This is a genomic window from Carboxylicivirga mesophila (assembly GCF_018271975.1).
Taxonomy (GTDB): Bacteria; Bacteroidota; Bacteroidia; order Bacteroidales; family Marinilabiliaceae; genus Carboxylicivirga; species Carboxylicivirga mesophila.
In genome coordinates this window covers 1-26,585 of sequence record NZ_JAGUCN010000011.1, presented here as the reverse complement: position 1 = coordinate 26,585, position 26,585 = coordinate 1, and the positions used below count along the sequence as shown (strand labels likewise).

24 protein-coding genes and 1 pseudogene are annotated in these 26,585 nt (G+C 40.2%); 6 read left to right on the top strand and 19 right to left on the bottom strand.

Annotation, left to right across the window (positions count from 1 at the left end; genetic code table 11):
• Positions 1 to 155 precede the first annotated feature (155 nt).
• The gene (locus tag KEM09_RS10685) at positions 156 to 1,157 is read right to left on the bottom strand and encodes a YhdH/YhfP family quinone oxidoreductase (RefSeq protein WP_212228197.1); all 1,002 of its coding nucleotides are present in this window, start codon (positions 1,155 to 1,157) and stop codon (positions 156 to 158) included.
• A gap of 134 nt (positions 1,158 to 1,291) precedes the next feature.
• On the opposite strand from KEM09_RS10685, the pseudogene KEM09_RS22125 reads away from it, so the two are divergent.
• Positions 1,292 to 1,617 (top strand): annotated as a pseudogene (locus tag KEM09_RS22125) (winged helix-turn-helix transcriptional regulator).
• A gap of 69 nt (positions 1,618 to 1,686) precedes the next feature.
• On the opposite strand, the gene KEM09_RS10675 reads toward KEM09_RS22125, so the two are convergent.
• The 15 genes from KEM09_RS10675 to KEM09_RS10605 form a co-directional block, all read right to left on the bottom strand.
• Positions 1,687 to 2,130, bottom strand: coding sequence for an energy transducer TonB (locus KEM09_RS10675; RefSeq protein WP_212228195.1), 444 nt, complete (start codon positions 2,128 to 2,130; stop codon positions 1,687 to 1,689).
• Between the two features lie 26 nt (positions 2,131 to 2,156).
• Positions 2,157 to 2,510 carry a PAS domain-containing protein gene (locus tag KEM09_RS10670; RefSeq protein WP_212228193.1) on the bottom strand — a complete coding sequence of 118 codons (354 nt, stop codon included), beginning with the start codon at positions 2,508 to 2,510 and terminating at the stop codon, positions 2,157 to 2,159.
• A gap of 177 nt (positions 2,511 to 2,687) precedes the next feature.
• Positions 2,688 to 3,299 (bottom strand): hypothetical protein, encoded by a 612-nt coding sequence (locus KEM09_RS10665; protein ID WP_212228192.1) that lies wholly within the window; start codon positions 3,297 to 3,299, stop codon positions 2,688 to 2,690.
• A 175-nt stretch (positions 3,300 to 3,474) separates the two neighbouring features.
• Positions 3,475 to 4,167 (bottom strand): hypothetical protein, encoded by a 693-nt coding sequence (locus KEM09_RS10660; RefSeq protein WP_212228190.1) that lies wholly within the window; start codon positions 4,165 to 4,167, stop codon positions 3,475 to 3,477.
• 87 nt (positions 4,168 to 4,254) lie between these two features.
• Positions 4,255 to 4,698 carry a hypothetical protein gene (locus tag KEM09_RS10655; RefSeq protein ID WP_212228188.1) on the bottom strand — a complete coding sequence of 148 codons (444 nt, stop codon included), beginning with the start codon at positions 4,696 to 4,698 and terminating at the stop codon, positions 4,255 to 4,257.
• A gap of 7 nt (positions 4,699 to 4,705) precedes the next feature.
• Positions 4,706 to 6,316, bottom strand: coding sequence for an IS1182 family transposase (locus KEM09_RS10650; RefSeq protein ID WP_212228185.1), 1,611 nt, complete (start codon positions 6,314 to 6,316; stop codon positions 4,706 to 4,708).
• A gap of 259 nt (positions 6,317 to 6,575) precedes the next feature.
• Positions 6,576 to 7,454, bottom strand: a complete 879-nt coding sequence (locus KEM09_RS10645; protein ID WP_212228183.1) for a hypothetical protein — start codon at positions 7,452 to 7,454, stop codon at positions 6,576 to 6,578.
• Positions 7,455 to 7,698: 244 nt separating this feature from the next.
• A complete protein-coding gene (locus KEM09_RS10640) occupies positions 7,699 to 8,724 on the bottom strand; it encodes an IS110 family RNA-guided transposase (RefSeq protein WP_212228181.1) in 1,026 nt (341 codons plus the stop codon).
• 229 nt (positions 8,725 to 8,953) lie between these two features.
• On the bottom strand, positions 8,954 to 9,676 hold the full coding sequence (locus tag KEM09_RS10635; RefSeq protein WP_212228179.1) for a hypothetical protein: 723 nt from the start codon (positions 9,674 to 9,676) through the stop codon (positions 8,954 to 8,956).
• Positions 9,677 to 9,883: 207 nt separating this feature from the next.
• A complete protein-coding gene (locus tag KEM09_RS10630) occupies positions 9,884 to 10,258 on the bottom strand; it encodes a hypothetical protein (protein ID WP_212228177.1) in 375 nt (124 codons plus the stop codon).
• Between the two features lie 492 nt (positions 10,259 to 10,750).
• Complete coding sequence (locus KEM09_RS10625) at positions 10,751 to 10,972, bottom strand: DUF4469 domain-containing protein (protein WP_212228175.1); 222 nt, start codon at positions 10,970 to 10,972, stop codon at positions 10,751 to 10,753.
• 111 nt (positions 10,973 to 11,083) lie between these two features.
• A complete protein-coding gene (recG, locus tag KEM09_RS10620) occupies positions 11,084 to 13,183 on the bottom strand; it encodes an ATP-dependent DNA helicase RecG (RefSeq protein ID WP_212228173.1) in 2,100 nt (699 codons plus the stop codon).
• 430 nt (positions 13,184 to 13,613) lie between these two features.
• Entirely contained in the window at positions 13,614 to 14,591 is a 978-nt protein-coding gene (locus tag KEM09_RS10615; protein WP_212228171.1) for an HAD family hydrolase, read from the bottom strand.
• A 77-nt stretch (positions 14,592 to 14,668) separates the two neighbouring features.
• Positions 14,669 to 16,183, bottom strand: a complete 1,515-nt coding sequence (locus tag KEM09_RS10610) for an arylsulfatase (protein WP_212228169.1) — start codon at positions 16,181 to 16,183, stop codon at positions 14,669 to 14,671.
• Positions 16,184 to 16,258: 75 nt separating this feature from the next.
• Positions 16,259 to 17,797 carry an arylsulfatase gene (locus KEM09_RS10605; protein ID WP_212228167.1) on the bottom strand — a complete coding sequence of 513 codons (1,539 nt, stop codon included), beginning with the start codon at positions 17,795 to 17,797 and terminating at the stop codon, positions 16,259 to 16,261.
• Positions 17,798 to 18,077: 280 nt separating this feature from the next.
• Between KEM09_RS10605 and KEM09_RS10600 the strand changes: the two genes are divergently transcribed.
• Both KEM09_RS10600 and KEM09_RS10595 read left to right on the top strand, forming a co-directional pair.
• A complete protein-coding gene (locus KEM09_RS10600; protein WP_212228165.1) occupies positions 18,078 to 19,196 on the top strand; it encodes a hypothetical protein in 1,119 nt (372 codons plus the stop codon).
• On the top strand, positions 19,197 to 20,402 hold the full coding sequence (locus tag KEM09_RS10595; RefSeq protein WP_212228163.1) for a tetratricopeptide repeat protein: 1,206 nt from the start codon (positions 19,197 to 19,199) through the stop codon (positions 20,400 to 20,402). It begins immediately after the preceding gene.
• A 262-nt stretch (positions 20,403 to 20,664) separates the two neighbouring features.
• Here KEM09_RS10595 and KEM09_RS10590 read toward each other — a convergent pair whose 3' ends face one another.
• Both KEM09_RS10590 and KEM09_RS10585 read right to left on the bottom strand, forming a co-directional pair.
• Positions 20,665 to 21,915, bottom strand: a complete 1,251-nt coding sequence (locus KEM09_RS10590; RefSeq protein WP_212228161.1) for a hypothetical protein — start codon at positions 21,913 to 21,915, stop codon at positions 20,665 to 20,667.
• 83 nt (positions 21,916 to 21,998) lie between these two features.
• Positions 21,999 to 22,433 carry an FKBP-type peptidyl-prolyl cis-trans isomerase gene (locus KEM09_RS10585; protein WP_212228160.1) on the bottom strand — a complete coding sequence of 145 codons (435 nt, stop codon included), beginning with the start codon at positions 22,431 to 22,433 and terminating at the stop codon, positions 21,999 to 22,001.
• Between the two features lie 67 nt (positions 22,434 to 22,500).
• On the opposite strand from KEM09_RS10585, the gene KEM09_RS10580 reads away from it, so the two are divergent.
• The 3 genes from KEM09_RS10580 to KEM09_RS10570 all read left to right on the top strand — a co-directional run bounded on the left by KEM09_RS10580 (position 22,501) and on the right by KEM09_RS10570 (position 24,598).
• Positions 22,501 to 23,310 carry an O-methyltransferase gene (locus KEM09_RS10580; RefSeq protein WP_342344001.1) on the top strand — a complete coding sequence of 270 codons (810 nt, stop codon included), beginning with the start codon at positions 22,501 to 22,503 and terminating at the stop codon, positions 23,308 to 23,310.
• A gap of 135 nt (positions 23,311 to 23,445) precedes the next feature.
• A complete protein-coding gene (locus KEM09_RS10575) occupies positions 23,446 to 24,150 on the top strand; it encodes an ABC transporter ATP-binding protein (protein WP_212193320.1) in 705 nt (234 codons plus the stop codon).
• A 226-nt stretch (positions 24,151 to 24,376) separates the two neighbouring features.
• The gene (locus KEM09_RS10570) at positions 24,377 to 24,598 is read left to right on the top strand and encodes a DUF2795 domain-containing protein (RefSeq protein ID WP_143304314.1); all 222 of its coding nucleotides are present in this window, start codon (positions 24,377 to 24,379) and stop codon (positions 24,596 to 24,598) included.
• A gap of 38 nt (positions 24,599 to 24,636) precedes the next feature.
• On the opposite strand, the gene KEM09_RS10565 is transcribed toward KEM09_RS10570, so the two are convergent.
• Positions 24,637 to 26,232, bottom strand: coding sequence for an OstA-like protein (locus KEM09_RS10565; protein ID WP_212228159.1), 1,596 nt, complete (start codon positions 26,230 to 26,232; stop codon positions 24,637 to 24,639).
• Positions 26,233 to 26,585 lie beyond the last annotated feature (353 nt).

Below are 26,585 nucleotides of genomic sequence, written 5' to 3'. Positions count from 1 at the left end.
GAGGATGTAAGATGTATTGGCTATCAGCCGGGCGAAACAGGTGGATGGCAGGCAATATATGGCTAATGTGGCTTAAAGTCAAGTGTTTAATATGATGAGGAGTGTGGATATTGTCCGGGGTAGAGCAATTCTACGCCGGACAATGGTGGTATGTGTTATGCAATTTTAATGACAGTGCGGCCTTTTAGTTGCCCATTAAGTATCTGATGAATGCTTTCAGGCAGTTCTTCCAGACCTATCTCACGACAGTTATCCATTAACTGTGCTGGTTTCCATTTATTGGCTAATAATTGCCATACCTTTTGTCTCTCATCCATTGGGTAGTTTTGCGAATCGACTCCTATTAATGAAACACCTCTTAATATAAAGGGGAATACGGTGAGCTCAAGTTTTGGAGAAGCCACGTTTCCGCAACAAGTTATGACTCCCATAGGCTGGACGGACTTAATCATATTCTCCAGAATAGTACCTCCGACTGTATCAATGGCACCAGCAAAAGTTGGTTTTAAAAGCGGTTTTTTATTAAGTTTTTCAAACTCGCTGCGCAGGATGATCTCTTTAGCGCCTATTTTCATCAGGTAATCTGTTTCAGCAGCTTTGCCGGTTATGGCCGTTACATCATAACCCAGCTTTGCCAAAATAGCCACGCTCAGCGCACCTACTCCGCCAGTAGCCCCCGAAACAACGATTTGTCCATTTGAAGGATGTATTTTTTCTGCTAATCGTAAAACCGAAATACCTGCTGTTAAGCCAGCAGTGCCATAAATCATGGCTTCTTTCATACTCAGCTGCTCAGGTAGTTTAATGGCCCATGAAGCAGGTACTTTAATATATTCGGCAAATCCGCCATTTGTGTTCATACCCAAATCATAGCTTGTCACAATTACCTGTTCACCAGAGTTGAAAAGCTGACTATTTGATTGTTCGATTATGCCAACAGCATCAATGCCAGGGGTGTGGGGATAGTTTTTAGTAACACCTCTGTTGCCCGAGGCAGATAAGGCATCTTTATAGTTTAATGAGCTGTAATGCACTTTCACCAATAGTTCTTCATTAGCTAGCTCTTCCATTTCTATTTCTTTGATGGATGCTTTAAACTGCCCGTTTTCTGTTTCTTCAACCCTGAATGCTTTGAAAGTCTTCGTAGTATTTTCCATGCTTAAGCTGTTTATTTTTTATTTTTGCACAAAATTCAGTATAAATAAATTAGATATCAATAACTTACGAAATGTTCCTTTACGAACATTTATTGCCGTTTTGTTGATTATCAATTGCTTGAACAAAGAAAAAAATGGAAAAAAGTTACTGTCCGATAGATACATTTATCAATGCCGTTAAAGGTAAACGCAAGGGCACAATAATTTTGCATCTTTCTCAGGGGCATAAGCGATATACCGAATTGGTTAGGCTATTAACTGATATCAGTGAACGCATGTTAAGCAAGCAGTTAAAGAACTGGAGGAAGATGGATTGATTGAACGAAAAGTGTTTGCTGAAGTGCCACCTAAGGTTGAATATAGTCTGAGTAAACTAGGTAAAGACATTCATCCGTTTCTGAAGGGTATGTACAAGGGCGGTTTACTACTCGAAAAAAGTATTGAGTCAAAGGAAGGTTAACTTAAATACCGCTGAGTGTTAAGGGAGTTTTGCATTGCTGTGGCTCGCCCATTATTACCATTAACTGTATTATTGCAGATCTATCCTGATAGGGATTATATATTTTACAGGTACCACCTTGCCTTCTTGTTTGCCAGGTTTCCAGCGTGGCATTGAGTTAATGACATCCAGAATATTTGTTTCAGGCGGTGGCCGTTTAGCAATGCTATTCACATTCATGATGGTAGCGTTGCGCACCCTGCCGCATGTGTCAATTAGAAAACAGATATCAACCCGGGTGAGCGGGGGTTTATTGGTATTAAGGATAGCAAGGTGTTTTGCTATGTAAGCTGAAAATGTCGCTTTACCTCCCGGGTATACAGGCATTTCTTGGGCTACTAAAAGTACCTGTTGACCATCTAATGAGTCGCAGGTGCAGGCATTAACTTTTTGAGATGCATCTATACCTTGTGCATTTGTAGCCAGGCAACATGGCAGTACCATTAGTATGGCAAGGATGCGGCTTATTACCACTTCTTATAGCGTAAAGGTAATGAGAGCTATGCCTCCCTGTTGATATGGGGCATATCTTGTGGTATTACAATCGATAGCTCCACCAGGCCGGCTACTTCACCATTATGGTGCCAGGGCGATTGATGTATTAGTTTTTTGACGCCTGCCTTGCCAATGGTGTAGGAGTTGGATGAGCCTTCGGCCAGCATCTGGCGAATCATTGCTGAAGAACGCTCGGCGTGAAATTCATACAAGGAGCGCCCAATCAGGTTATCGCCATATTTGGCAAATGTAGTGGTGGCATTGTCATTCATATAGATGATGATGCCTTCGGTGTCGCATACCGTAACGGCATAGGGTAATTCTTTTGCCCACTCATAGCCATTTTTCACTGTGCTCATACGATGTGTTTTTAATTTTTGTGTAGAGCAAAAATAAGAAAACACCAGGAAATAGTGGCTGGTAGCATAGGTGTTTTTAATGCTGGTTGAATTGGCTTATTGGTGTATTGATTTTCGTTACAGTGGATTATAACGATTGTGCTTACATCTATGCTATTTAATTATGTTGTCACCCAATTATCGATACACTATTCGATGGATTTCACTATTATCTTTACCCTTTACAAAGATGCCAATACCAGCAATAAGAGAAAGTAAGCTAAAGATGAGAATATTTGCTTCTGCACCTAAGCTGGCCATTACTAACACAATAGCGCCAATACCAGGCCGGCCACCACTCAATTCATATTCGTAGCCCTCGTTCATGCCGTTGACAACAGACATGACGTAAAGAAAAATGCCAAGTACAACACACAATGCAATTAGCGGCTTTCTAATCCTTTTTAGTAAGCCTGGGGTGTCAACTTCAAACTTCGCATGCTTGGTTTTTGATTTTAAATACAAGAAGATGTCTTCCCGCAGTTTTGGCTGGCTGATTCTAATTTCATCTTCAGAGTTCTTTCCGTAAAATATCCGGAGATTAATGTCATCAGCACGATACTCTATCCTTTTAATATAACTTATTGGCAGTGCAATAAAGTTTTGGTTGATGGAGCCCACACTTAGCTCCCTGTTAATATGGTGATGATTTTCGGGCTTTGCTTTTAATCTGTAAATTTTATGGTCATTATATACCACAAAGTTATGGTCTCTGTTAGTGTTGTTATACCATGTTTTTTCTGGCTCCATTATATATACATTTAGGTTGGTTTGTATCTGTTTCTATCGTTTACTTAGGTTAATTGCAAAACTATGAATATTGTATATGCCTATTATGTAGTTGATATATCAGTCTTTGACGTTGGAGGTTTTAGCCACCAGGCTACTATAACGAGGTGGACTCCATTTGCTTTATTGTGGGTTGTTAGTGGCTCGTTATTTCTTGCTTAAAGTTGTGTATTATATCTTCTAATTTCTTTTTATTTTCAAAGAATTCATTCTCTGTAATGATATCCTTGAATGCATATTCACTAATGATTTGAGATATTACATGCTTTCCTCTAAAAAGCCAATCTTGGTCACATTCTGTAGCGTTTACTCGTATTCTTCCATTGGTTGTAATTTCTCCCTCTAATTTTGTTGGAACTCTTTTGAATAGAGCATAATCTGTAGCACTTTTTTTCAAAATAACATTACCTAAACAATCTATATTCCCTTCAAAGGAAGATGGAAATGAATATTCTGAGAAAAAATTTAAAATCGGAAAGTTTGTTTTCTTTACATCACAGTAAATGTGACCATTCCTATGTAACCGACCTCTCAATTCTGTAGTATGATTCCCAGTTGCAGACATTTGTTGCGCTGTAGTTTTGAATTTAAGGCTACCGTTCTTTAAGAGTTTATAACTTTCATTTGCTAATTTATTAAAGTTATTGTTTTCAATTAGTAAGCGACGAGTTATTAATCTATTAAGTTCGGTATTTATTTCAGCATGCTTTTTCTTTAATCTAACAATTGTAGTGAATGGCATTCTTATTTTCTCATACCTGGATATTTTTTCAGCAAGCTTTGTAAGCTTACCGTCTATTTTGATTATTTTTTTATTGTTAATTTCCACAATATCTCTACGTATTTTCTTAATAACCACCGGCCAAAAACAGCAACACCCTGCTATGCGCTATTGCGGCGTGTTAGTACCTGTTGTTTATTTCTTAAAGTCTTTAAAGTTATAATTCAGCCAATTACTAGCAAAATTCTTCATGTCTGGTTCAAAAAGTCTGTGTAATTCAGTCTTGTAAAAAGAAGAACAACCTGAACAGATTGAAACCAATTCATTTGAATTCTTTATCACGTCAATGTTTTCGTAATCTATGTCATAAAGTTTTATTGCTTTTAGGTCATGCAATTTTTCTAATGCAATTACAGCCATATAACGTTCTGCATTATTGTCTGAGGTAAGCATGCTCTTAATTGCTTTGTACCTTCTGTTTTTAAGTTTCTTAGTCACTTTTTTAACTGTCTTGGATGGTTGTCCTCCAAAGTAACAGGCAAAACCAACCATTTCTTCAGTGTCTACATTATCTTGTCCACTCACAAATCCAATTTGAGCGAAGAGTAATATGGCTATAAAAAATGTTTTTGCAGTCATGTTCATTTCAATGGGTACCAACGGCAGTCTGTCTAAAAACTTTACAAGCCACCGTGTTTATGTTTAAAACTAAGTTTATTTTTTGTGAACAGAAAATATCAGTTAAGCTACCGTTCAAATAATCGTTTATGAGATTGAGAGGGTCGATGATGTTTCTATGTACATTTTTGCCTTTAAAAAACGAAATAAAGAGCATTAATGCACTCAATAAGCTATCCATCCCCAGAATGTTAATGATGCGACGAAGGTTATAGGCTGTCATCATCAGTCCTACATTAGCACTGGCTCTGTTTAGCGACTGTTTTGTGATGATATGATCAAAGCCCCATTGGCGTTTGATGGTGCCATAAGGGTGCTCCACAATGGCCTGCCGGCGTTTGTAGAGCTTTGGGTTAGCCTCTACGCGTGCTTTGTTGGCAACTACATACATATTCTCGGCAGTATGCCGGATAATACGCCCATTGATTTTGGCGCTGGTGCACCGGGCTCTGCTTGCACATCCTTTACAGGCTGGTGTTCTGAATAGCTGGAAATCGCCACCGCGATTGGCTTTGTGCCATCGGCCATTGGTGGTTAAAATCTGTCCTGCAGGGCAAGTATAGGTATGCAGGTCTGGTTCATATTTAAAATGCTCAACATTAAAAGCCGGGTCAGGCGCCTGTGAGTTCTTAGGCGTTGCCGGAATAGCCACCAGCACATCTACTCCCAAATTAGCAGCAACCGCAAACTCACTTCCCGTATGATAGCCTTTGTCGTAAAGAGCGGTAAAGTTGTTATGCCCGATCATATCCACCGCTCTTGTTAGCATGTTACCCATCGCTTTACTGTCGTTTTGGTTGGTTACCTGATAGTCGATAGGCAGGTTGTGTCTGGCATCCACCGTGGTTTGAACATTGTAGGCTACTTCAGTAATGTTATTACGAATAATCATCTGGCGACTCTCGGGATCAGATGTTGACACCTGTTTTGCTCCTGTTTCCTTTAGTTCAGCTTCCAGCTTATGATACTTCTCTTTTCGTTGCTCTTGCTTCGTAATCTCATCCTGCAGCTCCTTTTTCCGTGTTGAGTCTCCGTCCTCCTTAGCCAGTGCCTGGTTGTACTCGTCCAGCTTGTTTTCGATATACTGCAGATGACGGTCAATCTTCTTTTGGTTGAAGTTGTTCTTCTTACTGTTTTGAGCTCTTAGCTTGGTGCCGTCCCCTGCCAGAAGCTGACCGCCAATGAGGTTAAAGTATTTGGCAACCCGCACCGTTTCCTTAAACACCCGTTTGATGGCCTTGGGATTATCGCGCCTGAAGTTGGCGATGGTATTGTGGTCGGGCTTCAACTGCCTGAGCAGCCACATCAGTTCAATGTTGCGTTTGCATTCCTTCTCCAATGAACGGGACGAACGGATACGGTTGAAATACCCATAAATAAACAAGCGTAACAAATCGCCCGGGTGGTAGCAGGGGCGTCCGTTTTCACAAGCCTGCATATCAAATCCCAACTCGTCAAGTTTAAGATGTGACACAAAGGCGTCTATCAGCCGGACTTCATTATCGGCTTCAATAGCATCATCAAGCGTGAGGGTGAATAACTGGATTTGGGAACGGTGTTGGCCTTGGATGTATTTCATACCTGAAGATACAAAATATCTGATCTCGTGATTCTATGTGCAGGAGGTTTTTAGACAGTCTGACGGTTGGCTAGATGAAGCGTATGGCGATTTTACGAACCAAACCTCCCAAAACGCCACTGAGCCAAATCTTTTATTTGTTTTTTATCTTTTCATTTCTAAAGCCAAATCAAAGATTTGGCGGTGTTCAACATTCGTACTCAACCTCCTCAAAGCTAGAAACGCCATATGCTTTATTCTAGCGTGTTGGCTGTAGTTTTTATTGTTTCATCATTTTATAATTCTTATCCAGTCTTTCTTTATTTGCGCTGAATTTGAAATACTCTGGTCTTGAAAGAATAGAGTTATCAAAAATCACATGAGCCTCTTTTGCTAATTTATTCTCGAATAATATTTCCATATGATTAATCAGAACAGAATAGTAATTTCCTAAATGTCTTTCGTTGTAAGATTCATTTTTTTTGTATCCAATCCAATCGAAATCTTGATAATCAAAACACTGATATTTATAATAGAAATCACCGTTAATCTTAGGCATTCGTTTAATTACTGATTGAGGGTCTCCTTTGCCAGTCATTCTCATAATCGAAAGTCTTTGACCACAAGAGTTGACAACAAAGAAGAAGAAAATAGCCTTTTCTATTTCATTTTTAAATCCAAGTTTGTCAATTTCAAAGTTATACTTACTCAAGTTTGCTTTATTATAAAGGCTTTTTAATCGACCTGAAATTCTATAGTAGTAATTGTCCAATAGCCACTTTTCATCAATGGTGTCTTTTAATATCCAGTCAATTATCTCTCTTTGAGTTTTTTGTAAAGAGTCTGGCTCGGTGTTATTATAATGAAATTCACGAATCACGTACCAAAAAATCAATTCTTCGTGAGCTGGTCTCTTCAGAATCTCGTTATCCAATATTTTCTTCGGTTTGTCTTTGCTAATTATTAGTTGGTTAATAAAACCTTTAAATCTTTCTGGTGAACTATCTTTTAAATCGTACAACGTACTTTCTTTTAATCCGACATTATATTGATTACAAATCTCAGTCAAAGTGCCAATTTCACTTTCTGTAAGTGTAATCTGTCCGAAAGTTTGTATGCTAAGTTGAAGCCCTAATATTATTAATACTATATTTTTCATTAATGCAATGTGTTTCTTTAAATTACAGCCAACGGCCTGCCGCATGGAGCGTAAAGGAGTTTAACCTTACAAACTTTCCAAATTGAGCGGAGCCAAAGCGCTGTATTTGTTTTTAACTTTTCACTTCTAAAGCCAAATCAGTGATTTGGCGCTGGTTGCCGAAGCTACAAACCGACCAAGTTGAGCTGTACCCTTTATGAATTCTATGGTTAATCCAAGAATTTAAGGTTTAAATTTAATGAAATTATGCTGCGGTATAAACATGTTGAAAAGAATAACTTTTATCATACTCTTGCCCGGAGGATACAACAGCACATATTCTATATATTAATTTGTTTTTAACGTTATTGAGTACATTCATCTTGTGTTTACCTTCTTCCATTTTTCGTTCATAATAAGCTTTCATAAAAGGGTCAAATTTAACTGCATTTAGCGCACACATATGTAGTAGTGACTTTAGTTTCTTGTCGGCAATTTGGCTGACCTGGTTTTTTCCTTTAACACTGGTTCCTGATTGCTTCGAGAATGGTGCTACCCCACAATAACATGCTAATTGACGAGGGGTATTAAACGCTGTAAATCCCCAAGTATGAATGAGTAGGTATATGGCTGTCTGCATACCAATACCCACTACAGAGTTAACTAATTTGTAGAGTCGTTTCAACTCAGGATCTGTTTCTAGTAACGCCAACATCTTACTTTCTATATCCTTGATTTGCTTCTCAAGCACGTTCATAATCTCTCCGCTCTGATTATAGATGTATGTAGTCTCGTTCCATTCCTTCCTTACCTGCTTAAGTTCATGGCTGGGTACAACTATCTGTGTTCTGATCTTTGTTAGTCGATCTTTATATCGCACTAATTCTCTAACTTTTAGCAATACATCACCATTAGGTTTGTACAGCTTAGCACGATCCATAAAGCGAAGAGCATACATTGCTATTTGATTCGAATCCACTTTATCGTTCTTTTCTCTTTTAATACCACTTGAGAGTTTTATTTGCTGTGGATTTTCAAGCCATAAAGCAATCCTCTTTGAGTTAAACACCATAGCTGCAGTCATTGAATAAAGGCCAGTATACTCACCGCATATCAACCAGTCTGAACAATTACTAAAGCTATCCTTAATCCATTTAATAATTTGCTTACAGCCTTCTTCAGTATTATCAAACTGCTGGTAATGTTTTGCATCTGGTTGTTCAACCTTAAAAAAAGTTACATCCAGGGTTAACTTTGAGAAATCAATTCCAATAACTACGCTCTTTTTCATACTGTTGATCCATTGTTTTATGGATTAACCAATGGCTTTATGTACTAACACCCTTATTAGGTTTTACCTATGATTCTATCTGGTATCTTAAGCCATGTCATCAGAAGTCTAATTCATAAGGTAGGTTCACACCCCTTGCACTATGCCTAGTTTACTCCTGATGACCGGTTAACTACCACTAAACTACAAAATCAGTAGCAGTAACCTTGACTATGCAAACCTAAGGGCTCTATAGCGGTTTGTTGGGGTTAGTTTTTATTCTCTTTGCTACTCTATTAATTTGCTGACTCTCTATAAACATTTCATAGGCTTCAGAATATTTACCTAAATTCATTTTGCAGTGATATTCAGAAGTCTGTAGGTAAAGTTGTCCTGATTCAGTTTGAGCAAGTTTAAAAAGCTGCTCATATTCTTCAAGTGCACTTTTAAATTTCCTATCTCTGTATTTAATGTCTGCGGAAATGAGCAAAGTTTTAAATTCATTGGATTCTTTTCTGAAAGTCTTTTTAATTCGTTTAGCTAATTGTTTATCTGTCTCGATTGTCAATGCTAGTCTTTCAAATGCAAGTCTTTTAAGTTCGATTGATATTTCATTTTGAGCATCTATTTGTAAATAGGAGTCAAGATAACGATATACCTGATTGTTATATTCTTTTTGTTTTTCAATAACCAGGTCATGTGGAGCTTTGATAAAATCAAATATAAACTTGAATCCGAATCGTTGTTCTACAAGTTCGAGTTCTTCATTTGTATTCAGTGGTTCCCCAAGATGACCTAGTCCACTTAATTTCAGAATTTGAATCTTCGATTCGCTTAAATCTTGAATTGCCATCAATGAATCATATGGAATCAACTTTTTGAAATACTCAATAGCAATACTGTCAGCCTTACTTTGTGAATAAGCACTAATTAGCAGAAAAAAGCTTAATAATATTGTTGTCGTTATCTTCATCAAATTAACCCCAACGGCCTGCCGTATGGAGCGTAAAGGAATTTAACCTTCTTAACTTCCCAAATTGAGAGGAGCCAAAGCGTTGTATTTGTTTTTAACTTTTCATTTTTAATGCCAAATCGATTTGGCGATGTTTGCCGAAGCTACGGACCGACCAAGATGCGCTGCACCCTTTATGCTCTATTACGGTTTGTTGTGTGCTGGTTTTTATTTATTATTTAAAGATTTCTCAAGTTCAAAATCATAAACTCTCTTACCTCTAAATATTCTTATTTTCATCGTATTCTTTTCCTTAAATATTGAATCCCCATTGATTACAAATTCGTCAAGATTTTTTGGATTCAGGTTATAGTTTCTCGTTGTGGAGAAGTATAATATCTCGTCATTCTTTAATTTAAGCGTAGTCAGTCCTCTATTCTGAGATGCATGTGAGATGATACCTGATATTTGTCTACTCTTAAGTCCTTTATTAATTATTTCAACTTTCTGCGATTGTTTATTGTCAAAATACAAGATTGCCAAAACAATAAATAGTCCAATTACATTAGACGCAATTAAGTAGTGTTTTTTATTTTTTTGCATACTTGTATAAATTTTTACGGAGCGCTTGGTTTAACTTGCACACAACACCATAGTATATAAATTTGTCCATATACATTTTATTGTGCTCAGGTGTTTTGTCTACTTATCATGCTAATATAGGTAAATAACAAGACAAAATGTAAGCTTCCCAAAAAATGCAATTGTCCATTCCTATATGGAATTATTCTTGAATTATTATGGTTAAGTAAGTAGTTTGTTCATCGGATTAGTAATGTATTTGATACCGCCAGTTGCAGTTACTGTCAATACATGAAAAAGCCGGGAGGGTCGGCAGTCAACCTATTGCACCTCCCGGGCTTAAACCAGCATACTGCTTTAGTTTTCATAATGCTCAGTGAAAAATTTGTGGCCTCGCGCAGAAAAATCTGTGGCCTCGCACAGAAAAGTCTGTGGCCTCGCACAGAAAAGTCTGTGGCCCCGCACAGAAAACTCTGTGGCTCCGCACAGAAAAGTCTGTGGAGTAAAACCATTTTATTGGACGCTCAATATGCTATCCAGCTGCTCTGTTCTGGGCTCTTTCAGCAGTATCGAACCATTGGTGCCTTGCGTCACCTCCTGCAACTCATAGTCGCCGGGGGCCAATGCAGGCACCATCACTATCAGCTCTTTGTTTTTATTGCTGATAATTTGTGAGGCTTTGGTGGCGGAGTTATCGTTGGTGCTGATAATTGAGGATGCCAGGCGTACTAACAAAGCTGCAATCTTTTATGCGCACCACGCACTAAGCACCATGCACTGGCTACGGACTTCCGGCTGCGGTCTTCGGACTAACTACTGACCACTGACCGCAAACTGAATAAGCAATCAACTAATCATGCTCCAGTTCATTTTTTCGCTGGCCAGCTTTTTGAGTTGTTTGTTCAGGATGTAGTTTTCCTGTTTTTCGAGCAGGGGGTCGTTGTTTAATATGGCTTCGGCCACCTGGCGGGCAAACTGTAGTATCTGGCCATCGCGGCCCAGGTTGGCTATCTTCAGTGTAAAAGGCAGTCCCGATTGCTGGGTACCTTCCAAATCGCCCGGGCCACGCAACTTAAGGTCGGCCTCGGCAATTTCAAAACCATCGGTTGAGCGGGTCATAATATCCATGCGCTTGCGCGTTTCGTCCGATAGTTTGTAGCTGGTCATCAGTATGCAGAAGCTTTGCTCGGCACCACGTCCTACGCGCCCACGCAGCTGGTGTAACTGCGACAGGCCAAAGCGTTCGGCACTTTCAATCACCATTACCGAGGCGTTGGGCACGTTCACACCCACTTCAATCACGGTGGTCGACACCAGTATCTGTGAGCGGTTAGAAGCAAATTCCTGCATGGCCTCATCCTTTTCGGCCGGTCGCATTTTGCCATGCACCATGCTCACCTTATAATCGGGAAACACGCGCTGCATGTATTCATAGCCTTCGCCCAGGTTTTTAAAATCCATTTTTTCCGACTCCTCAATCAGCGGATATACCACATACACCTGGCGGCCTTTATCCAGCTCGCCCTTGATAAACTTATTAAGGTTGTTGCGGCGGTTATGAAAATAGTGGGCCGTTTCAATGGGTTTACGTCCCGGCGGCAGCTCATCTATTACCGACACCTCCAAATCGCCGTAGATGGTCATAGCCAGCGTACGCGGAATGGGCGTAGCGGTCATCACCAGCACATGGGGCGGTTGTGTGTTTTTGCGCCATAGCCTGGCCCGCTGTGCCACACCAAAGCGGTGTTGCTCATCCACCACTACCAGTCCCAGGTTGTTGAACACCACCTTATCTTCGAGCAGGGCATGTGTGCCAATCAGTATCTGTAGTTTGCCCGATTGCAGGTCCTTATCAATCAGCTCGCGCTCCTTCTTTTTAGAGGAGCCGGTGAGCAGTGCCACCTTTATATTAAGGCCTTCCACCATCTGGCTGATGGTTTCAAAATGCTGGGTGGCCAGTATTTCAGTCGGGGCCATCAGGCAGGTCTGGAAGCGGTTGTCAAGCGCTATCAGCATCACCATCAGGGCTACCAGTGTTTTACCCGAGCCCACATCGCCCTGCAACAGTCGGTTCATCTGTTTGCCAGAGCCCATATCGCGCCTGATTTCTTTGATAACACGTTTTTGAGCATTGGTGAGCTCAAACGGTATTTTTTGCGCGTAAAACTCGTTGAGGTACTGGCCAACGGTGCCAAACAGATGGCCTTTGATATTACTGGTACGCTGATTGCGCTGACGTAGTATGTTCAGCTGTATGTAAAACAGTTCCTCAAACTTCAGCCTTAGTTGTGCTTTCTCCAGCAATTGCGGATTGGGCGGGAAATGAATGGCTTTAAGTGATTCGTGCAGATTCAGCAGTTTATATTTCTCAAGAATGCTGGCTGGTAAGGTTTCCGATATTTTGCCCTGGAACGATAAAAATACATTCTGCTGCAGCTTACTGATGGCTTTCGAATTCAGAAAGCCCTTCTTCATCTTTTCAGTAGTGTTATAGAAAGCCTGCAGGGCCGATGAAATCTTTACCTGCGCTTCATTCACCTTTTCCAGCTCGGGATGAACAATGTTTATCCTGCCATTAAACGCTGAAGGTTTGCCAAACACAATGTATTCGGCCTCTGAGTTGATGGATTCCTTCACGTATTTATGCCCTTTAAACCAGATGAGCTCTAGCACACCCGTACCATCTGTAAATGTCGCCGTCATGCGACTTTGGCGACCTGTTCCAACAGTACTAAGCGACGTAAAGCGTCCCTTCACCTGAATGTATGGCAGCTTGGTATTGACCTCGCGAATGGCATAGAACTTACTGCGGTCGACATACTTATAGGGGAAGTAGTAGAGCAAATCCTCATAGGATGCAACCTTAAGCTCCTGTTTTAAGAGTTCGGCCTTCTTCGGGCCCACGCCCGGCAGGTAATTGATATTTTGCATCGCTAAATCAGACATAGACGCAAAAATAATAATTTATGCCATTTGATTGTTGAACCTTGGTTAAGGTTCGCCATACGGTGTTCATGTGCCGTGAATATGACACGTGATTCCATGAGCTTTACCCAAAGGTTGTTGTTAAACCTCTTCGGGATAGGGCGTGGGAGAACCGGCTTAACCGGCAATATCCTATGATTTGAAAGGACAATATATCAATAAAGGCGTGTTCATAAACAAAGATATTTCTCGCAAAGGGCGCAAAATATAAAAAGCGCCAGGGACGCCAAGAACTGAAAAATTAACAATTCATATTAGCGTGCCTGGCGTAAATCTTAGCGCACTTTGCGTGAACTTACATCCTTGGACATTCTCGTAAGTAGTCATGTACATCACCCCTTAAGGGGTTGATGATTCAGTTATTATCATTAATAACAGACGAGCTCAAGGGCTAATTGGGAAAAATCTCTTTAAAATCATTTTTCATGCTCACTACCTGCCAACCCTTCGAATTGGCATCCTCAATAGCCTTTTCGGTACCGTGCATGTAGCTATATTCCCTAACTGCGTCATCATGATGTACTAATATAGCCATTGAAGGACCATTGCCCGATAGTGTATACTCCATCATCTCGTAATCGCCGTCGCTATTGCCTGCTGCAAAAATTGGCTTTTTGCCTATATGCAGTTCAATATTACTTGGTTTCACCTGTTTGTCATTGGCCGATTGAATGGTGCCTGTTCTGATAAGCCGCACACCCTGGTCATCTGAGATGTAATTGAGCTTTACGCTACTGCCTATCACATTCTCAACCGGTATGTTATAGATTTCCTGGGAGACTGTTCTGACAAAAGTAATTTCACCCCCGGTAACGATATATACTTTAAATTGGTGTTTTTGCAGATAATGCACCAGTTCAACCATTGGCTTGAAAACCATCTCTTTAAAGGGGCGTTCGAATTTTGAATGATGATTATAAGATAGGAAACGGTGGACAGACTCCCTGTATTTGACTTCATCCTGCCCATCGTGCAGTGCAAACAGTTGTGTAATGAGCTCAAAGGTGCTATAGTCTTTCATAATGGCCAGGTTACCTTCGGCCAGACCTTTGTATAGTTCGTTGGATAGCAATGAGGTGTCGCCCGCAACTTTTGTTTGAATATTATTTATCTCATATTCTAAAGGGATGTACAATGGCTTTTCGTTCCATAAGGTACCGTCATTATCAAATACAGCGATACGATCTTCAACAGGTACGTAATCAATTGATGATGGTTCGGTTACTTTTTCTACAAATGAAAGCACCTGCTCTTTAACCGGTGTATTATTCCAGGAAGGCAGAGCTTTGGATGTATTGTAATTGTGATTTGCCGGATTGTTGCAGGCCAGTAGGAGTGTAAGACTGAATAAAAATAGTGAAATACGCATACTGGTTAATGTTTAGGGAGTGATGATACAGAGTGCAGCGCACTGCACTCTGTATATGATTTGATATTTATTTACTCTTATTGTGCATTAGGGTGCGCCGTTAATGACTGAACAACCTTATCAATACCCAGAGAAGAACCTCTAACAGGAGGATAATCTTTGAAGGTGGCTAAAAAGTTGCCAACAACATCCTGGGCCGGAACAAACAGCCACATATTATCGCCATACCACCTGGTATAAAGGGCCGATTTCCATGAAACTTCAAATGGATCAGCTCTAAGATTTATACATAATGGCCACGATGGTGTTTTTCTGTAGGCTTCATTTATTGAGCCCTCCATGATGGTGAAGTGTAGTTTCCAGTTATTGTAACGGATGGCATTGAGGTTACCGCCGGCATCAAAGTAGAAGATTTCCTTTCGCGGGTTTTCAGCGACTTCTCCCTTCCACAATGGTAATAGATTATAGCCATCTAAATGAAGTTTAAATGTTTTATCACCTGCTTTGTAACCTGTTAATAGCTTCGATTTAATATCGGTAACTCCTGCTGCTGCCAGGATGGTGGGTAGCATGTCTTCGTGCGAATGAATGTCATTCGATATGGTGCCGGGTTCAATAACCCCTTTCCATTTAATGGCACATGGCACTCTGAATCCACCTTCCCAGGTTGTTCCTTTTTCTCCGGCAAAAGGTGTGGTTCCGCCATCGGGCCAGGTAAATTTCTCAGCACCGTTATCGGTTGAATACATGATCATGGTATTGTCATAAATACCCAGCTCCTCAAGTTTGTCTAGCACACGACCTATTTGCTTATCGTGCTCCACCATGCCATCGGGGTACAAACCAATGCCTGTTACACCAATGCTTTCTTCTTTTAATCTGGTCCACACATGCATTCGAGTGGCGCTTAACCATACAAAGAATGGTTTACCTTCCTGATGAGCTTTTTCAATAAAGGCAATGGCCGCATCAGTAAATTCATCGTCCGCTGTTTCCATGCGTTTACGGGTCATCGGGCCTGTATCCTGAATGGGGCCGTCGGCTGTTGAACGAATAACGCCTCTCGGGCCATACTTTTCATGAAACTCCTTGTCTTTTGGATAGTAGTAAGTCTCGGGTTCCTCTTCAGCATTCAAGTGGTACAGGTTACCATAGAATTCATCAAATCCATGGTTGGTAGGCAGGTGCTCGTCGCGATCTCCCAGGTGGTTTTTGCCAAACTGACCTGAAGTATATCCTAATGGTTTTAAAAGTTCAGCAATAGTAGCCTGATTATCCTGAATACCCTGCTTGGAGCCTGGCATGCCAATGGTTAGCAAACCGGTTCTGAAGGGGTGTTGACCTAATACAAAAGCTGCGCGTCCGGCAGTACAGGATTGTTGAGCATACCAATCAGTAAACATGGCACCTTCATCAGCAATGCGGTCGATGTTGGGTGTTTTGTAGCCCATCATGCCGTGGTTATACTTGCTAATGTTAGCCCAACCTATATCATCACCCCAAATCACGAGGAAATTGGGTTTTTTACTTTTTTGAGCGTTTAAAGCGATGCCCAATATCAGTATTGTACTCAGTAATAGTAATTTTCTCATAGGCTTAATATTAATTTGTTAGTAAAGAACCAAAGAGAGGTTGAAGCAGCAGACTCTCTTTGGTTCTTGAGGTTGTTAATTATTAGTTGGGGCAGCCATTTTTTCCATTACCTCACTTAAGCTGAAGCTGGCTGCTTTTTGACGTGGAGGGTAGTCTTTAAACGTGCCCAGGAAATTGCCCACATAGGCTTGCGCCGGCACAAGCATAAATGCATGATCCAATAACCAGTCGTAATAAGTGTTTGAGGTTAATGGAGCCTGCTCATATGGGTCGCGCCTCAGGTTAAAAATTAGGGGTACGCGTAATTCCACAAATGGCTCGGCCCAAACGGCAAGAGTTCCATATTTGCGCTGTTCCATAAATACCATTTTCCAGTCATTATAGCGCAATGCAGTCAGGTCGCCATCATCCGAGAAGTAGAATATTTCTTCACGCGGCCCTTTTTCAGCTTTGCCTGTTAGGTATGGTAAAAAGTTGTAGCCATCTAAATGAACCTTATAGGTCATGTCACCCACTTTTTTACCTTTTAGTAATTCGCTTTTCACATTTTCGTTGCCAGCTACAGCCAAAAACGTAGGTAACCAGTCCATGTGATGCATAATGCCATTGGAAACCGAACCGGCTTCAATGTTCTTTGGCCAACGCACCATTGCCGGTACACGCCATCCGCCTTCCCAGTTGGTATTTTTCTCGCCGCGGAACGGACTTACGGCTGCATCGGGCCATGAGTTTTTGTGAGGGCCGTTATCGGTACTGTAGAATACTAATGTTTCATCAGCAATACCCAGCTCGTCTAGCACCGCCAATAACTCGCCTACATGCATATCATGTTCAATCATGCCAATGGCATATTCATCCAAACCTTTGTATTTAGGATCATTCATAAGTTCATCCTTAACATGGGTGCGGAAGTGCATGCGTGTACCGTTCCACCATACAAACCAGGGTGTTCCCGCTTTTTCCATGCGCTTGATAAAATCAACAGCTGCAGCTACCGTTTCATCATCGATGGTTTCCATTCTTTTCTTGGTTAGGGGGCCTGTGTCTTTTATTGGTCCGTCGGCAGATGACTTAATAACACCTCGAGGTCCAAATTTTTGTCTGAATTCAGGGTTTTGCGGATAATCAGGTAATTCTGGTTCTTCCTCGGCATTCAGGTGGTAGAGATTGCCTAAAAACTCGTCGAATCCATGCTGAGTTGGGAGGTGCTCATCTTTATCGCCCAAATGGTTTTTACCAAACTGCCCCGTGGCATAGCCAAGCGGTTTTAATAAACCAGCAATGGTTGGATCTTCCTTTTGCATTCCCAGCTCGGCACCTGGTAAACCAACTTTACTTAAGCCTGTTCTGAAAACACTTTGTCCCATTATAAAACTGGAGCGTCCGGCAGTACAGCTTTGTTCTCCGTAATAGTCAGTGAAAATCATGCCTTCATCGGCAATACGATCAATATTAGGAGTTCGGTAGCCTACCAGTCCGTTTGTGTAAGCACTGATGTTGGATTGGCCAATGTCATCTCCCCATATTACCAATATGTTGGGCTTTTTGTTTTTTTGCGCATTTAGTGCTATGCCCAGCATTAAAATAGCACTGATAAATAATAGTTTTCTCATAAGAATTAAGTTAAATATTAAATTATTGAGGATGTCATATTACAGTTGAAGTTGTCAGATAACAATGTGTAATGCTTATGAATGAGCTCATAAGTTGTAACGGTAATTAAAGTTCATTTAAATTCAGTTAAATAGCAATAGGGCATTGGATAATTACTAGCAATTTAAGTTTGATAGTGACAAGGAAAGTCGTATTTTAATCCTTCTATCATCTATTCATATATTGTTGTTGAACAGCCCTATATGCTAAATTGTTCGAGTAAGATTAAACCAGATTCGTATGAAAAGGATTGTATTTTTGTTTTTAAGCTTATTTCTGTTGCTAAATGTCACATCTCAAACATTTAGTAATAAGGTTGTAGGAAAGAATAGTGCTCAGGAACTCGATAGTTTATCGGTGGCCGACTATCCTTACTTACTGCCCATATGGGGCGAAAAGGTGACACAGCTGGGTTTCGAGCTGCCTTACTCGGCCGGTGTAAGTGTTCAGTATGTATGGCAAGAGTCGGATATATTAATCGATAACCTTCAGGTTGGGTTTAATAGCGGTAATATGTTTGCTTTGGATGAAATTGTGCGTTTCAATAATGCAACAGCCATAACTAACGGTGTTAATATTCGACCTGATTTTTGGCTTTTCCCATTCTTAAACATCTATGGAATCTTTGCTAAGTCAGAGAATCAAACGGCTGTAGATTTTGGCGTATATGCACCTGGTAGTTTCGAAATTATTGATGGAACCCTCAACTGGGAGTGGGAGAGTGTGGTGGAGGCCGGTACCACAGCGCGATTTGATGCCACCAGTATCGGATTTGGCGTCACGCCAACCATTGGTGTTGGTGGGGGGTTCATGGCTTTTGATATGAATTTTACGTGGACTGATATACCGGAGCTTGATAAGCCTGCAAAAATTTTTATTTTTGGTCCTCGCGTAGGTAAGACTTTTCAGTTTAAAAAACCGCAGCAAAATATTGCTGTTTGGGTTGGCGGATTCCGGGTAAAGATGAATTCAGGTACCAGCGGGTCTTTATTGGTTTATGATTTAATGCCTGACTTTGATGAAAAAATAAATGCAGGCCTTGAAGAGGTTGATCAAAGGGCACTGGAGCTGGAAACATGGTGGGAGGAATTGGGCAGAATTGGTCAGGCAATACCCGAAAATATACGTACCTACTACGGTACAAAAGCAAAATTAGAGTTGGCAGGTGCTGCACTGGATGCTGCATCGCGTGCCGAATCTGTCGATTATCAACTGGATAAGAGGCCAGAGAATATGTGGAATTTCATTGTAGGTTCTCAATTTCAGTATAATAAAAATATGATGGTTAGGGCCGAAATGGGCTTCTTAGGTGCCAGAACCCAACTTATTGTTGGCTTACAATATCGATTTGGACTATAAATGCAGCAACTGTATAGAACGATACTCATTACATTAATTATTACTGCGGGCTTTGGTATGCCGTCAGTACTCAAAGCACAGTCCAATATCGATTCACTGATAGTGCAAAGGCAATACTTAACGGCTTTTGAACAGCTGAACGAGTGCAGTCAGCTTTCATCGGTTGATTGTATTCTTAAAAAGGTTGATCTGGCTCTCAACTATTACCTCAATAGTTACTACCATCGAGCGTTTTCGTTTATTGACCTCAGGCCCGGAGAGGATTTGGAACAGTTGAGGATTGAAAAGGCATTTGGCGCTACACCAATAGCCTTTCAGATAGATAGTACCTTGCTGGAGTTGCAAGAGAAATTTCCCGAGGATTCTCGTATTACAAAGGCCTTGGGTGATTTTTATAATCGCATTTATCAAGATTTTGGTGAGCGTTGGGGACTAAGCTCTGAGCAATTACTCGAAAAAAGTAATAATTACTACCAGGAAGCATACGGTAATGGTGTGTATGATTATTATAGCTTATATGCTCTTGGCTATTATCAATCCTTGTTTCAAAACTACTTTGAAGCTCAAAACTGGTTTTTACGTTCCTTAAAAATAAGGCCCAATGAACCACTTACTAACTACAGTTTGGCTGTAACTTACTTGTTTGATGGACTCCCACAGAAAGGAGTTGAATATGCTACCCGTGCATTTCATTCATATAATGATTCATTGAACAAATCGGATGCAGCGCGTATTACTGGGATTTTGCTACTAAAAACACAGAGGACCAAGGAGGCCTTAAGTTTCTTTCAAAAGTCAGATAGTCTGCATGCTAACTATCGTCCCACCATGCTGTATTTAGTGGTAGCATCGTTGCAGCTTGGAAATGACAGCTTAATTGTCGAAAATGGTTATAAGGCTCTCAAAAGTGATTTATATGCTCCCCAGGTGCCCGAAGAACTAAATAGTTTGTTTACTAAAGAAGAAAAGCAAGCGCTTTTATATTTAATATACCAACGGGCTTTGGAAGATAATTCCAATGATATGGAGGCATGTGGTAATATTCATTTTCATTACGGGAAGCTATTATTTACCGAAGGGCATAAGCAAAAAGCTAAACGAATGATTAAAAAAGCCCGTGAAAATTTTCTGGTAATATTTGATGATTCGCATCAGGTATTTGAGGCCATAGAGCAAACGCTAAAACATATTAAAGAGGCCCCGTAAGTCGCGAAGAGCCTGTTTTAGGTGCTAAAGAGTATGCGTATCATAAAAAATTAAGCTTTTTACACAAAAAAATACATTCGTGTTATTGAACTCTGAAATAAATTGATAGTTTTACAGCGGTTTAAAACTAACCAAAACCAATGTCATCATTGGGTTACCTACAACGGAAGGTAATTTTCGCAACTATAATGCGATAATATCTGAGAGATGCAAAATAGAATTCGTAATTCTTAAATTTTCCACTACGCACTCTCAGATTTTTTTATTCATCAAATCCAGGTCTTATAAAGTCTCTGGCCTCCGGAATAAATTCTTCTAAATCATTTCGTAGTTTCGACAGGTGTTTGAGCATACTCAATATGCTGTCTTCTTTGCGAGGTATAAATTGTAAAATACCTTCCCAGGCCTGAATGCATTCGTCAATAGCTATTAACGCTACTTTTGCAGAACCATGCGCATCAAAAATGTCGCATTCGTTTTTGTTTTCGCCAATGCCTTTAACAGCCCGGCTAATTTTGGCAGGAATGAAAAGCTGGAACCATGTGATGGATTCAATGTTGTCCTTGATGCCAGAATCGGCTTCGGCTACAATACGGCTTTCCAGTTCCATCTGATTAGACTCCAGCCAGCGATTAATCTTTTCAGCATAAGATTCGGCCTGCATTTCCAGTGCATGTTTGGGTAATCCAGTGGTTTCTTCCTTGTCAATTTGCTCCAGGGCTTCATGCACACTTATTCCTTTTTTCGATAGCTCCTCTTCAATTAATTCTGACGTAGCTCTGAATATGGCTGTTAGCTGTTGGTTGCTTGTTTCATGATCGTTGCTATGGGCATAATCCAGTTCTTCATGCAGGGCAAATGAGCTGCATTTATCGGTAAAAGCACATCTGTGGCACCTGCCATCGCAGTAATTGTGGATGCCTACGATAAAATGGTCGCCTTTGGGTTGTTTCATCAGGGCTTTAAACCGATCTATCTCTTCACGCAGATGAGCATCTTCTTCACGCTCCAAATCGGGAGTTAATTTGGTGAAATCGACCTGGCCCTTGTGGAGGTGGTGGCTATTATCATTTTCGCATTTAAAACTATGGCACACCTGGCAATGGCCCGGAAATGGACAGTGTTGTTCATCAAACTTACAAGTTTCTACCTGAACAATACCTTGCTGGCAGAATATATGCTTAGAATCCCAGTTGTCGATAATGAATTGGTATTTAGCGGTATCGGTAACGTCTTCAGGGAACATAAACTCCCAGTTATAAGCTCTTAAGAGCCTCTCAACCGCCGCTAATATAGTTGTTGTCTGATCCGGTGTTAACTTATCAGTAGCCGGGAAATTATATTTTTCAATACCAATCTTTTCCGAGATTTTTTCAGGTTTGCCTTGCAGAAATTCCTGAGCAAATAAATCATCTACTTCCTCCGCTTCAAAATCGTCGTGCTCACTTATGCGAGGCGATTTAGAAATAGCCTCATCAATCAGTTCAATTAATTGAGTAATATATGTATTCATGCAAAGTCTGGTCTTGATATTTAGTTCTAAACACTAAACAACCGCTTTTAAAAAGTGTTTAATGCAACTTGAAATGAATTACCCTAGTCGACAATCTCCAGCAGTGCAACATCGAATATTGTGAGGGCATTAGGTCCTATTCTTCCGCCAGAACCTTTTTTACCCCATCCCAACTCAGGTGGAATATAAAACTTGTAACGACTACCTACCGACATCATCTGCAGCCCTTCGGCGTATCCGGTAATGGTGTCATTCAGGCAAAACTCCAGTGGAGTTGCATCTTTGTAGGTGTCATCCAGAATTTTACCGCCCAGTAGCATGGCGCGTTGGTGTACTTTAACATGCGAATCGGAGTCCGGTCTTTGCCCGGTGGTTTGCTTAATTATTTCATACTGCAGGCCCGAGCTTGTTTCATAAATGCCTTCTTTGTGTTTGTTTTGAGCTAAAAAATCATCAGTCTTTTTTCGGTTCTGTCCGGCCGACCCACTATTTTGTTTTTTACCTTTGCCCTTTGCCATTTAATATTTAGTTTGGCACAAATATAAATGTCTTTTTACAGAGTCACCTGCCTTAAAGAGCTTTCAGGTGAATGAAATCGCATTAGGAATGAATTTTTTTCAGATAAAGAGTTTTATAAAGTATTGTATTAAATCGAGGTATAGAAAAGGCTATGGTCTGCATAGCCCTTTTGTGTTTGAGTTGGTTCGTGATGTTTTTTATTGTAAGTATCCATTTTATGCCTTCGATGAGATTAAAGCGTTTAAGCGTCAATTGGCGCATTCAAACGAAACATTTGATATGGTCGACTATGGAGCTGGAAGTGTCAATTTTAATGGCAAAACCCGCAGACTGTCTTCTCTTGCCAGGCGTTCTTCTATTGCATCAAAATACGGTGAATTACTTTTTAGATTAATCACTTATCTCAAGCCTGATAATATTCTTGAATTAGGTACATCAATTGGTATGAGTGCATCGTACTTTGCCTTGGCAGATAGAAGGAGGGAGGTAAATACTATTGAAGGGTGTTCGGTTACGGCTGGCTATGCTAAACGTACATTCGATGCTTTAAAATGTGCTAATGTTAATCAGTTTGTTGGTCAGTTTACTGATGTTTTGCCCGAACTGGTGGCGAAGCATGCTCTGCTCGATTTTGTTTTCTTTGATGGGCATCATGAAAAACAGGCCACACTCGACTATTTCAATTTATGTCTTTTAAAAGCCGGCAATAACTCCGTATTTGTGTTTGATGATATTCATTGGTCAAAAGGCATGGAGGAGGCCTGGGAAATTATTTACAAACATCCCAAAGTAACTGTTTCCTTAGACTTATTCCAGATTGGAATAGTGTTTTTCAGGCAAGAGTGCCAGAAGCAGCACTTTGTTGTGAAGTATTGAATCAGCTGTGTTGATATAGTCTTGGAAGCGAATGCCCCTTATTCAACGTTTTACTTTTTGTGGTTAAACAAATTCCGGGTTGAGGATTGATATGATGGCATATTAGTTATATTTGTGTGACTAAAGCTTAACTCTATGGATAATCAGGTTATTGAAATCAACGAGATTAAAAAATTCTATCAGGTAGGCACCGAAGTGGTGAAAGCACTTCAAGGTGTCTCTCTTTCCATCACTCAGGGTGAATATGTGGCAATTATGGGACCATCCGGTTCCGGTAAATCAACTTTAATGAACATTATCGGTGCTTTAGATACGCCAACTGGAGGACAATATGTGCTTAATGGTACCGATGTGAGTCGTTTAAGTGATGATTCATTGGCCGAAATTCGTAATAAAGAAATTGGTTTTGTTTTTCAAACGTTTAACTTATTGCCCAGGTATACTGCCCTCGAAAATGCTATGTTACCACTCATATATGCCGGTGTTTCAAAGATTGACCGTCAAGAGCGAGGCAAAGAGGTAATGGAGAGTGTTGGGTTAAGTGACCGTATGCATCACCGTCCTAACGAAATGTCAGGCGGGCAACGTCAGCGTGTTGCCGTTGCAAGGGCCCTAATTAACAGACCTTCAATAATACTGGCTGATGAACCAACCGGAAACCTGGACTCCAAAACCTCGGTAGATATTATGCGTTTGTTTGATGAGATTCACAAACAGGGAAATACTATCATTTTGGTTACTCATGAAGAAGATATAGCCCAGCATGCCCATCGCATTATCCGCCTTAGAGATGGTTTAATAGAATCTGACTTAGTAAACGAACAGGTGGCTGCCTTTTAGCAACGATTGAGGGCTTTGACAATAGTAAGTAATCCATATAGCCATGACATTTAATTGCGAAGGTTTGCTAGTAATTTCATGCAGCTATAGAAGCTTTTCGTCAAACTATTCATGCTTAATCGAATTTCCCGGCGAATGAAAGTTGGCGGATTGGATTTTTTTTTTATATTCGCAGATAAGTAAACAAAGAAATAACACAATTATATTAATGTTAAATTGAGTTGCTATGTATTGGACACTCGAATTAGCCTCTAAATTAGAAGATGCACCATGGCCGGCATCAAAGGACGAATTAATTGATTTTGCGATTCGTTCGGGAGCTCCGCTGGAGGTGATTGAAAATCTTCAGGAAATAGAGGATGAAGGAGAAGTTTTTGAAAGTATTGAGGATATCTGGCCAGATTATCCAAGTAAAGAAGATTTCTTCTTTAATGAAGATGAATATTAAGAGAGCAAGAGAGGGGCGAAAGCCCCTTTTTTTAGTGCCTAATTCTCGGTATCTCCGAATTGATAATCATCGTACACCTTTGTGTATTCGTCCATCCTGGGCATCTCAACATGTTTAAAAATATCCAATTTACTTTTAGGCCTTATTTTTTCAAGCCAAATAAATCCCTGAAGTCTTACATCTTCTGCGGGTAATAGATAAGGAGGATTGAGATTGCCAGCAGGCTCGGTTCTCAGCTTAATGCCAGTAATCTGCTTTTCACTCAGAAATATTGAAAGATTACTGCTTTCTGCTCGGTTAACACCTATCACAATGTCTTCATCTTTAGGATAATAAACAGTCTGACCATTGCCGTCAACGTCAATACGGTATATTTCGTTATTCTTTATGTGTCCGACCATGTTGCGACCTTTAATCTGGTTAAAGAGCAAGCTGTCTACTTCTGGTGAGATGATAAATGCCGAATTGATAAGCTCAGCTTTATATAGCTCATTGTTGCGGCTGTAGAGCTTAATGGTTTGGGCAGTCATTTGATTTTCTTGCGCCCAGATAACAGGACTGTTGTAAAAGGTATTGGTCGAATCTCTGAAATCATATACCATAGAGTCGCAGCGTCCCTGCATGTCAGTTCTGAAAAACTTCACATTATAGTATGCCTTAACTAACTTACTTTCTTCTTGAGGTAATGGAATGGCTTGCAGGGTGTCGGCATGCAAAAACAAGGTGTCGTTCTGATAGATTTGTAACAATTGGGCTCTTTTAGTAGCCAATGCATATTCTGATAGTTCATTGTAATATCCATAATCACCCGTGATAATTAGATTATTGGTGGTATCATGGAGCTCAAAGTTGCTAAATGCTTCACCTAATCCTTTCTGACGATCGTAATATATAGTATCTCCTTTCAATAAGTTTTCGCTGCCTTGCACATAGCTCTGGTTTTCACCTTTTAGCAAGTGTGCCTTGTCATTCATGGTGTCGTAGTGGCCATTCTCACTATAAATTAGGTTGTTGTCGCTGTGGATAAATGTTGGCCCCAATATAGTAGCTACTTCTGTTACTGTATGGTATTTCAGGGTGTCAGAAAAAATAGTATATCGAGGATTGTGTACCACTACTGAATCCTTAAAATGCACTTCGCTTACGTCGGGATAATAATACCCCCAATCGCTTATGAGTGTATTTTGTCCGCTTAAAACTTCACCACCGTTAAAGTAATACCCAAAATTCTTAATACGATCGTAGTCCAAAAATTCAGTCAGTACGGTTATGTCTTGTTTTTCTATTTTCACATTATCCCTTACTCTGGCAATGCCTTCAACTGTGTTGTAGGTCAGTTTATCGCCAAATAGATGGATAGAATCGTTCTGGATGATGTGAATATGATGGAACGCTTCTATAAAAGTGGAATCTTGGTGCTTATGCAGGTAGGCACTATCACAGTGCATGATGGTGTTTTCATGCTTTAATTTAACATCACCCAATAAAAGTTGGACATTTGGTCCTAGGTTGGCGCGCTGTTCCCCGGTGTTGGCATGAAGAATCTCAACTTTTGCTTTGGTTTGAGCAGATAATGTTTGGTTAATGCTAGCAACAGATAATATGAGTAGTGTAAGTGTTATTCTTTGGTGCATTGTGTATGTTTCAAATAGTATAACTAAGTGCAAAGTTGCTAAAAAATCCGTTTTAATTAAAAATAAGAGTCAATAACGATAGAACTAATCTTGATGTTGTATTAGTTGACTACTCTAAGACCACTATCTGCTCCACTTCACTTAGTGCTTTATATCATTACTATGAATTTTAGTTCTGCAATGGCAATGATGATGTTTGGTTTTGAGGTTGTGTTCTTGCTATAAAAGGATGGAGAAATGTAATTTCGGAAGTACTCTCAAGTTTTCTCAAAAAAAATCTCCCCCTTTAACACCCACCCATTCAGCCTCTAAGCCATCAAACTCACAACGGGCATATCATTTTTCTCAATTTT

Coding starts and splice junctions, on each gene's coding strand:
- KEM09_RS10585 (WP_212228160.1), bottom strand. CDS start 22,433: ATGGCAAAGGGCAAAGGTAAAAAACAAAATAGTGGGTCGGCCGGACAG.
- KEM09_RS10665 (WP_212228192.1), bottom strand. CDS start 3,299: ATGGAGCCAGAAAAAACATGGTATAACAACACTAACAGAGACCATAAC.
- KEM09_RS10615 (WP_212228171.1), bottom strand. CDS start 14,591: ATGCGTATTTCACTATTTTTATTCAGTCTTACACTCCTACTGGCCTGC.
- KEM09_RS10575 (WP_212193320.1), top strand. CDS start 23,446: ATGGATAATCAGGTTATTGAAATCAACGAGATTAAAAAATTCTATCAG.
- KEM09_RS10595 (WP_212228163.1), top strand. CDS start 19,197: ATGCAGCAACTGTATAGAACGATACTCATTACATTAATTATTACTGCG.
- KEM09_RS10645 (WP_212228183.1), bottom strand. CDS start 7,454: ATGAAAAATATAGTATTAATAATATTAGGGCTTCAACTTAGCATACAA.
- KEM09_RS10605 (WP_212228167.1), bottom strand. CDS start 17,797: ATGAGAAAACTATTATTTATCAGTGCTATTTTAATGCTGGGCATAGCA.
- KEM09_RS10590 (WP_212228161.1), bottom strand. CDS start 21,915: ATGAATACATATATTACTCAATTAATTGAACTGATTGATGAGGCTATT.
- KEM09_RS10630 (WP_212228177.1), bottom strand. CDS start 10,258: ATGCAAAAAAATAAAAAACACTACTTAATTGCGTCTAATGTAATTGGA.
- KEM09_RS10600 (WP_212228165.1), top strand. CDS start 18,078: ATGAAAAGGATTGTATTTTTGTTTTTAAGCTTATTTCTGTTGCTAAAT.
- KEM09_RS10650 (WP_212228185.1), bottom strand. CDS start 6,316: ATGAAATACATCCAAGGCCAACACCGTTCCCAAATCCAGTTATTCACC.
- KEM09_RS10635 (WP_212228179.1), bottom strand. CDS start 9,676: ATGAAGATAACGACAACAATATTATTAAGCTTTTTTCTGCTAATTAGT.
- KEM09_RS10640 (WP_212228181.1), bottom strand. CDS start 8,724: ATGAAAAAGAGCGTAGTTATTGGAATTGATTTCTCAAAGTTAACCCTG.
- KEM09_RS10565 (WP_212228159.1), bottom strand. CDS start 26,232: ATGCACCAAAGAATAACACTTACACTACTCATATTATCTGTTGCTAGC.
- recG (WP_212228173.1), bottom strand. CDS start 13,183: ATGTCTGATTTAGCGATGCAAAATATCAATTACCTGCCGGGCGTGGGC.
- KEM09_RS10685 (WP_212228197.1), bottom strand. CDS start 1,157: ATGGAAAATACTACGAAGACTTTCAAAGCATTCAGGGTTGAAGAAACA.
- KEM09_RS10670 (WP_212228193.1), bottom strand. CDS start 2,510: ATGAGCACAGTGAAAAATGGCTATGAGTGGGCAAAAGAATTACCCTAT.
- KEM09_RS10610 (WP_212228169.1), bottom strand. CDS start 16,183: ATGAGAAAATTACTATTACTGAGTACAATACTGATATTGGGCATCGCT.
- KEM09_RS10655 (WP_212228188.1), bottom strand. CDS start 4,698: ATGACTGCAAAAACATTTTTTATAGCCATATTACTCTTCGCTCAAATT.
- KEM09_RS10570 (WP_143304314.1), top strand. CDS start 24,377: ATGTATTGGACACTCGAATTAGCCTCTAAATTAGAAGATGCACCATGG.